The 7,485-nt window shown below is 66.3% G+C and carries 7 protein-coding genes; 6 read left to right on the forward strand and 1 reads right to left on the reverse strand.

Annotated elements, in window-relative coordinates; all coding sequences use genetic code 11:
* Window positions 1-27: 27 nt before the first annotated feature.
* On the forward strand, window positions 28-780 hold the full coding sequence (locus AC3A6P_RS19135) for an ABC transporter permease (RefSeq protein ID WP_487693268.1): 753 nt from the start codon (window positions 28-30) through the stop codon (window positions 778-780).
* On the opposite strand, the gene AC3A6P_RS19140 is transcribed toward AC3A6P_RS19135, so the two are convergent.
* Window positions 760-1,587 carry a pyridoxamine 5'-phosphate oxidase family protein gene (locus AC3A6P_RS19140; RefSeq protein ID WP_487693243.1) on the reverse strand — a complete coding sequence of 276 codons (828 nt, stop codon included), beginning with the start codon at window positions 1,585-1,587 and terminating at the stop codon, window positions 760-762. The two genes, AC3A6P_RS19135 and AC3A6P_RS19140, sit on opposite strands and share 21 nt — an antisense overlap.
* A gap of 84 nt (window positions 1,588-1,671) precedes the next feature.
* Between AC3A6P_RS19140 and AC3A6P_RS19145 the strand changes: the two genes are divergently transcribed.
* From AC3A6P_RS19145 to AC3A6P_RS19165, 5 genes are all read left to right on the forward strand, one after another.
* Window positions 1,672-3,969, forward strand: coding sequence for an amino acid permease (locus AC3A6P_RS19145; RefSeq protein WP_487693245.1), 2,298 nt, complete (start codon window positions 1,672-1,674; stop codon window positions 3,967-3,969).
* A gap of 56 nt (window positions 3,970-4,025) precedes the next feature.
* Window positions 4,026-4,298, forward strand: a complete 273-nt coding sequence (locus AC3A6P_RS19150) for a helix-turn-helix transcriptional regulator (protein WP_487693246.1) — start codon at window positions 4,026-4,028, stop codon at window positions 4,296-4,298.
* Entirely contained in the window at window positions 4,291-4,827 is a 537-nt protein-coding gene (locus AC3A6P_RS19155; RefSeq protein WP_487693247.1) for a hypothetical protein, read from the forward strand. The genes AC3A6P_RS19150 and AC3A6P_RS19155 overlap by 8 nt, the downstream gene beginning before the upstream one ends.
* Before the next feature lie 66 nt (window positions 4,828-4,893).
* Complete coding sequence (locus tag AC3A6P_RS19160) at window positions 4,894-6,093, forward strand: low temperature requirement protein A (RefSeq protein ID WP_487693269.1); 1,200 nt, start codon at window positions 4,894-4,896, stop codon at window positions 6,091-6,093.
* Between the two features lie 220 nt (window positions 6,094-6,313).
* Entirely contained in the window at window positions 6,314-7,297 is a 984-nt protein-coding gene (locus AC3A6P_RS19165; protein ID WP_487693248.1) for an esterase family protein, read from the forward strand.
* Window positions 7,298-7,485: the final 188 nt, after the last annotated feature.

The raw sequence follows: 7,485 nt of genomic DNA on the forward strand, positions 1-7,485 counted from the left end.
CCCCGTGGGCTACACCGGGTGCGCGGAATGGCTTTGCGCATGGGCACATTCGCCCTGGTCGAACTGCAGAAGCTGCGCCATGACCGCACCGAACTGATCACCCGCATGGTGCAGCCGGCGTTGTGGCTGTTGATCTTCGGGCAGACGTTCAGTCATCTCGATGTGATCGACACCGGGTCGGTGTCGTATCTGGCGTTCCTGGCGCCGGGGATCATCGCGCAGTCGGCGCTGTTCATCTCGATCTTCTACGGCATCCAGATCGTCTGGGACCGCGACGCGGGCATCCTGGCCAAGCTGATGGTGACCCCGGCGCCGCCGTCGGCGTTGGTGGCGGGCAAATCCTTTGCGGCGGGGGTACGTTCGGTCGCCCAGGTGATCGGCGTGCTGGCGATCGCGTACCTGATGGGCGTGACGCTCACCTGGAACCCCCTGCGCATCCTGGCCGCCATGGCGGTGGTGGTACTGGGTGCGGTGTTCTTCGCCTGCCTGTCGATGTCGCTGGCCGGGCTGGTGCGCAACCGGGACCGGCTGATGGGCATCGGGCAGGCCATCACCATGCCGCTGTTCTTCGCGTCCAACGCGCTGTATCCGGTCGACATCATGCCGCAGTGGCTGCGCTGGCTGTCCGCGGTGAACCCGCTGAGCTACGAGGTCAACGCGTTACGCGGACTGCTGATCGGCACGCCGTCGAACATGGCGCTCGATCTCGGGGTCCTGGTGGTGGCCGCCGTGCTCGGGGTGGCCGTCGCCTCGACGCTGCTACGCCGACTGGTCCGCTGAGTCCACCACCGAACGTGCGGTGAACTCGACGCGGCGGCCTTCGGAGGTCCACTGCAGCGCAGCGGTTCCCGACAGCTGCACCGTCGCGCCCGTGGTGTAGTCGGTGAACAACAGCGCGGCCTCGTCGTCGACCGCGAGGTTACCCAGACTGTTGAACATGTTGTTGCCCGGGAAATCTGGCCAGCTCACCGTGGTCGGCGACGTCACCTCGACGAAGCCGGGCGGGCCGCCGCGATGGGAGGCGTCGTTGCCGCGCGTCGGGTGCGTGGTGCCGAGGAAGAACGTGTCCGCCGCGGCCACCAGGCCCTGCGCGGCGGCCGTCAGCGCGGTGCCGCGCGCAAAATGCGGTGCCGCCGACGCCGCGGCGTCCGTGTCGTGCCGGTGGATGTGTTGGGGGCAGTTGCCGTACGCCTGGTCCACCTGGACCACCAGAGCGTGGTCGTCGGCCGCCGTGAGAGTTCCGTTGATCCGGACCCGGCGCCGTGCCGCGAAATCGATGGCGATGAGGCCGACCTGCTGGTCCGCGGCCACCTCGCGCAACGGATCGCCGACGCGTGGGACCGCCGCGATGCGCAGGACGTCGGCGTCGCCGTCCAGGAAACCGGGCGGCCCGGCCAGGGGTGAGGTCCACAGCACGCCGTGGCGGTCGCGGGCGGTCAGCACGGCGTAGCGCTGCAGGGCGAGAAACCTCTGCCCGCCACCGGAAAGATCCGCCGGGGCCAGCATGCCCTGCAGTCGATGCGCCTGCAGTTGCACACCCGCCTCACGTTGTACGGCGAGCTCGCCTTCGTGAAATCCCCAGACCATTGCGGTTACAACAGCGGGAGGCGCGCGTAGCTTCCGTGCCGCCAGACACAAACTCACGCAGCAAACCATCCGAGGCGTCAGAATGTGGCGGTGACTCAGGACTCCCCGCCGCTGCCGCCGTCGTTCGGCTACACCCTCAAACGACTGTTCCTGGGCAAACCGCTGACCACCAGCCAGCTCAAGGACGAGAAACTCTCCAATCGGGTCGCCCTGGGAGTCCTCTCACCCGATGCGATCTCGTCGAGCGCCTACGGCACCGAGGTGGTGCTCGTGGAGTTGCTGCCGTATGCCGCGCTGGCGGCATTTGTGCTGCTGCTGCCCATCACCGGCGTCATCCTGTGCATCCTGGTGCTCGTCGCGGCGTCGTACTGCCAGGTGGTGATGACCTACACCAAAGCGGGCGGTTCGTATGTGGTGGCGCGCGACAACTTCGGGCCGCGGGTGGCGCAGGTGGCCGCGGCGGCACTGATGATCGACTACGTGGTCACCGTGGCGGTGCAGGCCGCCGCGGGAACCGTCGCGGTGGTGTCGGCGCTGCGGATGCTCGGGCCCTACAGCCTGGAGATCACCGTCGGCATCGTCGTGGCGATGTGCTTCGTCAACCTGCGCGGCTTACGGGAAGCGGGCCGGCCGTTCGCGATCCCCACCTATTTCTTCATCGTGATGATGACGGTGATGATCACCACCGGTGTGGTCCGGCACCTGATCTGGGGCCTGCCGCAATACGATCCGACCACCCTTGTCGGCGCCGTGCCGGTCGAGCACGCCGACGGGCTCATCATGGGCGCCACCCTGCTGGTGTTGCTGCGGGCGTTCGCCAACGGCGGCGCCTCACTGACCGGGGTGGAGGCGATCTCCAACACGGTGGGCTCATTCCGGGATCCGGCCGGGCGCAACGCCCGCAAGGTCCTGATCGTGATGGCGACGGTGTTGGCTTTCCTGCTGGCCGGCGTCGCCTACCTGGCCTACGCCACCCATGCCACCCCCTACTCCGCGGGCTACCCGTCGGTGCTGTCCGAAATCGCCCGCGCGGTCTTCGGTTCCGGGCCGCTGGGCCACATCCTGTATGCGCTGGTGCAGATCGCCACCGCCGCCATCTTGTTCACCGGCGCCAACACCAGTTTCAATGGTTTCCCCGCGCTGGCGAATTATGTTGCCGGTGACCGGTTCCTGCCGCGCCAACTCGCCAAACGGGGCCACCGCCTGGTGTTCTCGAACGGCATCATCCTGCTGACGGTGCTGTCGGTGTCCCTGCTGATCTTCACCGGTGGCTCGGTGAGCGACCTGGTGCCGTTCTACGCGATCGGTGTGTTCACCGGTTTCGCCATGGCCGGCTACGGCATGACCAAACACCATCTGACACAGAAGGAACCGGGCTGGCGGTACAAACTGGCGATCAATCTGTCCGCCGGGATCGTGTCGACCATCGTGGTGCTGATCTTCGCCATCGCGAAGTTCACCGAGGGCGCCTGGCTGGTGGTGGTCATCTTCCCGATCCTGGTGTTCGCCCTCATCCGGCTCAACCGCGAATACCGCGCCGAGGCCGCCATTCTGGAGACCATCCGCAGCGATCAGAACGGAAACAACTATGACCGTCTGCGGGTTTACGTGCTGGTGAATTCGGTGGACCTGGCCTCGCTCGAGGCGCTGCGGTACGGCCAGGGGCTGGAGGCCGACGAATTCAGCGCCGTCCACTTCAACATCGACGACGAGCGTGCCGAGCAGTTGCGCACGCGCTGGGAGCACTTCGGGCTGCAGACTCCGTTGCGGATCATCGACTGCCCCGATCGCCGATTGATCAGGGCTGCACAGGAACTCGTCACCACCGCGGCCGCGGAGCAGCCCGGCACCAGCGTCACCCTGCTACTGCCGCGCCGCAGCTACGCGCCGATGATCGGGTTCTTCCTGCACGACCGTACTGCCGACCGGATCGCCAGGGCCGTCAGCAGGTTGCCTTTCGCGGTGGCGACGATCGTGCCCTACGACGTGCAATCCCGGATCCGCCAGACGTTCCCGGACCGCTTCGAGGAACGCATCACCCGGGAACTGGAACGGGTGCAGGCACGGGTCGAGGGTTCCGACAGCAGCGCCCAACCGCGCACCCCACCCGGGGTGATCTCGGTGGACAACCTGGTCAGCGGGTTGGGGGCCACGGTGGAAGGGACCGTGGTGCGGGTCGAGGACAAGGTGCGCGACGGCGAGCCGTTGCGGATCGTGGTCCTGGGCGACGACAGCGGTGAACTCAACGTGTTGTTCAACGACGGCCGCGGCGACGGGATCCAGCCCGGCCAGCGGTTACGGATGACGGGCAAGGCCCGTCAGACCGGAACGCGGCCGATCTTCCTGGAGGATCCGGCGGTGACGGCACTGGCCGCGGAGTAGGGCGGCCGCGTACCCTCGCCTTGACAGATCGTTGGGTTTTCCCAACACTTGATTAGGTGAGTCCGGTCAGACGTGGGGAATCTCTTCCCATCTACAACCGCATCCGGGTGCTTCGCGCCGAGCGGCAGATGAGCCGGGCCGACCTGGCGGGCCGGATCGACGTGAATCCGCAGACCGTGGGCGCACTGGAGCGAGGCGATCACTATCCCAGCCTCGATCTGGCGTTTCGCATCTGCGACGTGTTCGACCTTCCCGTCGAAGCCGTGTTCTCGCGCACGGAGTTCACTCCCTTGTCCGCCGAGGTGTACCGAAGGCAATCCCATGGCTGATACCGACCTGATCGAGCGTTACCAGACCTACCGCACCAACCGATTCCTCAAACAGGAACGCAGCTGGGCCAATTCGCTTCCCGGGTGGCGCAGCCGGCACCGGCGCCGGATCCTGGTCGCGGCCTTGGCGGCGGACTTCGTGTTCATGTTCGCAGTCAGCGTGGCATGTGCGTTGGGCGTCCAATGGGCGCCGCTGCTCTGGTTGCCGGCGTGCCTGGTGTTCTTCCCGTTGTGGATCGCGCTGCAGATCGTCTCGGGGCGACGCGGCGACGCTCCCGAAGGCGCGCTCGACGAGTTCGAGATCGCCCAGCGCAACAGCGCGCGGTCCATCGGTCTGACCATCACGCAGAACCTGATGATGATCCCCGTCGCGTACTTGATCTTCGGCGCCGTCTTCACGGGCGGGACCGACACCGAGATGGCCTACGCCGGCGGGCTGATGGCACTGACGATGCTGCTGGCCGGCGGCTGCTCACCCGCGATGATCCTGGGTTGGGTCCGTCCCGATCCCGACGCCGACGACAACTGAGGCGCGGTTGACAGCATCACCTGTCACCATGACCCGGTGATCACCCCAGTCCACCGCCTCCAGGTGATGTCGGGGCGCGACCCGCACGAGAGCGGCCGCGTCGCCACCCCGCTGGAGTTGCTGTTCGACCTGACGTTCGTCATCGCCTTCGGCGTGTCGGCCTCCGAACTGGCGCACATGCTCGCCGAGAACCACCTGGGTACCGGGCTGGCCGGTTTCGCGTTCTCGACATTCGCCATCAGCTGGGCCTGGATCAACTTCAGCTGGTTCGCCTCGGCCTACGACACCGATGACTGGGTGTACCGGCTGACCACGATGCTGCAGATGGCCGGCGTTGTTGTTCTGGCACTGGGCATTCCGCCGGTGTTCTCGTCGATCTACGAAGGCGAGCACGTCGACAACCGGGTCCTGGTCGCCGGTTACGTCGTGATGCGGGTCGCGATGATCCTGCAGTGGCTCCGGGCGGCCCGCCAGGACCCCGCCCGTCGCGCGGCCTGCCTGACCTACGCACTCTCGGTCACGGTGGCCCAGGTCGGCTGGATCGGCGTGATCATCGTCGACACGTCGGTGCCGGTGACGTTCCTGCTCGTGACCATCATGACGCTGGTCGAGATGACGGGTCCGTGGCTGGCCGAGAAGCGGATGGGCGGCACACCCTGGCATTCCCACCACATCGCCGAGCGCTACAGCCTGTTGGTCATCATCGCTCTCGGCGAAGGGGTGATCGGCACGGTCGCCTCCCTCACCGCCGTCGTGCATGAACAGGGCTGGACCGCCGACGCCGTGTTCGTCACGGCCGCCGGTATCGGACTGACGTTCGGTATGTGGTGGGTGTACTTCGTGATCCCCACCGCCGACCTGCTGCACGCCCACCGGGAGCGGTCCTTCCCGTGGGGGTACCTGCACATCATCGTGTTCGGATCGATCGTGGCCACCGGGGCGGGACTGCACGCCGCGGCGTACTACCTGGAGCACCATTCGACGCTCAGCTCGATGTCCACCGTGCTGGCGGTGGCCATTCCGGTGGGTGTTTACCTCGTCTTGATCTGTACGCTCTACGTTTTGCTGGTAGGCCGCTTCGACGTCTTCCACGCGGTGCTGCTGGCACTGGCGGCCCTGGTGCTGGCGGTGGCCATCGCGATGGCTGCCGCAGGGGTGGGAATGGCCGTCTGCCTGCTGGTTGTCACGCTGGCCCCGGCCGTCACCGTGCTCGGCTACGAGCTGGTGGGGCACCGGAGGGCGCAGGCGTCCCTGACTCATGTCTGAGGGGGTGCGCCGGATCGACACGCCCGGCGACCATAACAACCCGGTGTCGAATGGGCCTCTGCCCGAGGCTCAATCGTTGTCCAACCGCGACAGCGGAACCGGGTTTTGCGGGCGGGTCGCCTGGAAACCACATGATTCACTTTCGTCACACGAGTAACAAGCCTGTAAGTCACTGAATCATGGAGGAGCGACTGTCGTGAGGCTCGCAAGAAAAGTTGGTGTGAAGTTGCGCGGGGCGGCAAAGCGGCTGACAGTCGCAACCGTTGCGGCCGCCGCGCTGCCCGGCTTGATCGGGATCGCCGGAGGGTCGGCGACCGCCGGGGCCTTCTCCCGGCCCGGCCTGCCCGTCGAGTACCTCATGGTTCCGTCACCGTCGATGGGACGCGATATCAAGGTCCAGTTCCAGCCCGGCGGCGCCAAGGCGGTTTATCTGCTCGACGGCCTGCGGGCCCAGGACGACTTCAACGGCTGGGACATCAACACCCCGGCATTCGAGTGGTTCGAGAACTCGGGCCTGTCGGCGATCATGCCGGTGGGCGGTCAGTCCAGCTTCTACGCCGACTGGTACCAGCCGTCGCAGGGCAACGGCCAGAACTACACCTACAAGTGGGAGACGTTCCTCACCCAGGAGCTGCCGACCTGGTTGTCCGCGAACCGCGGCATCTCACCGACCGGCAATGCGGCCGTGGGCCTTTCGATGGCCGGTTCCGCATCGCTGACGCTGGCCATCTGGCATCCCCAGCAGTTCATCTACGCCTCTTCGCTGTCGGGCTTCCTCAACCCGTCCGAGGGCTGGTGGCCCACGCTGATCGGCATGGCGATGAACGACGCCGGCGGCTTCAACGCCAACAGCATGTGGGGCCCGTCGGCTGATCCGGCGTGGAAGCGCAACGACCCGATGGTCAACATCAACCGCCTCGTCGCCAACGGCACCCGCATCTGGATCTACTGCGGTACCGGCACCCCGTCGGATCTCGATGCCGCGGGCAACATCGGCAACCTGATGGCCGCACAGTTCCTGGAAGGCTTCACCCTGCGCACCAACCTGACCTTCCGGGACAACTACATCGCCGCGGGCGGACGCAACGGCGTCTTCAACTTCCCGGCCAACGGCACCCACAGCTGGGGCTACTGGGGACAGCAGTTGCAGCAGATGATTCCGGACATGCAGCGGGTGCTCAACGGCGCCCCGCCTGCCGCCTAGGCTCCGGTTCCGTACCAGATCGATCAAGCGGCCCCTGCCACGGCAGGGGCCGCTTTGTCGTTCTACGCCGTCATACCGCGCCCAAACCGGCACACGGGCCCGAAAGTGTGACTCATAGTCAAGTGGTTGAAGAAACATTTACGCGGTTTGGCTAACGAGTGCGGCTAAGCGTTGGGCTGGGGTGTCGA

Source organism: Mycobacterium sp. Soil_C_30, assembly GCF_057656995.1.

Excerpts from the sequence above, each read along its gene's own strand:
- AC3A6P_RS19155 (WP_487693247.1), top strand. The coding sequence starts at position 4,291 with ATGGCTGATACCGACCTGATCGAGCGTTACCAGACCTACCGCACCAAC.
- AC3A6P_RS19135 (WP_487693268.1), top strand. The coding sequence starts at position 28 with ATGGCTTTGCGCATGGGCACATTCGCCCTGGTCGAACTGCAGAAGCTG.
- AC3A6P_RS19140 (WP_487693243.1), bottom strand. The coding sequence starts at position 1,587 with ATGGTCTGGGGATTTCACGAAGGCGAGCTCGCCGTACAACGTGAGGCG.
- AC3A6P_RS19160 (WP_487693269.1), top strand. The coding sequence starts at position 4,894 with ATGTCGGGGCGCGACCCGCACGAGAGCGGCCGCGTCGCCACCCCGCTG.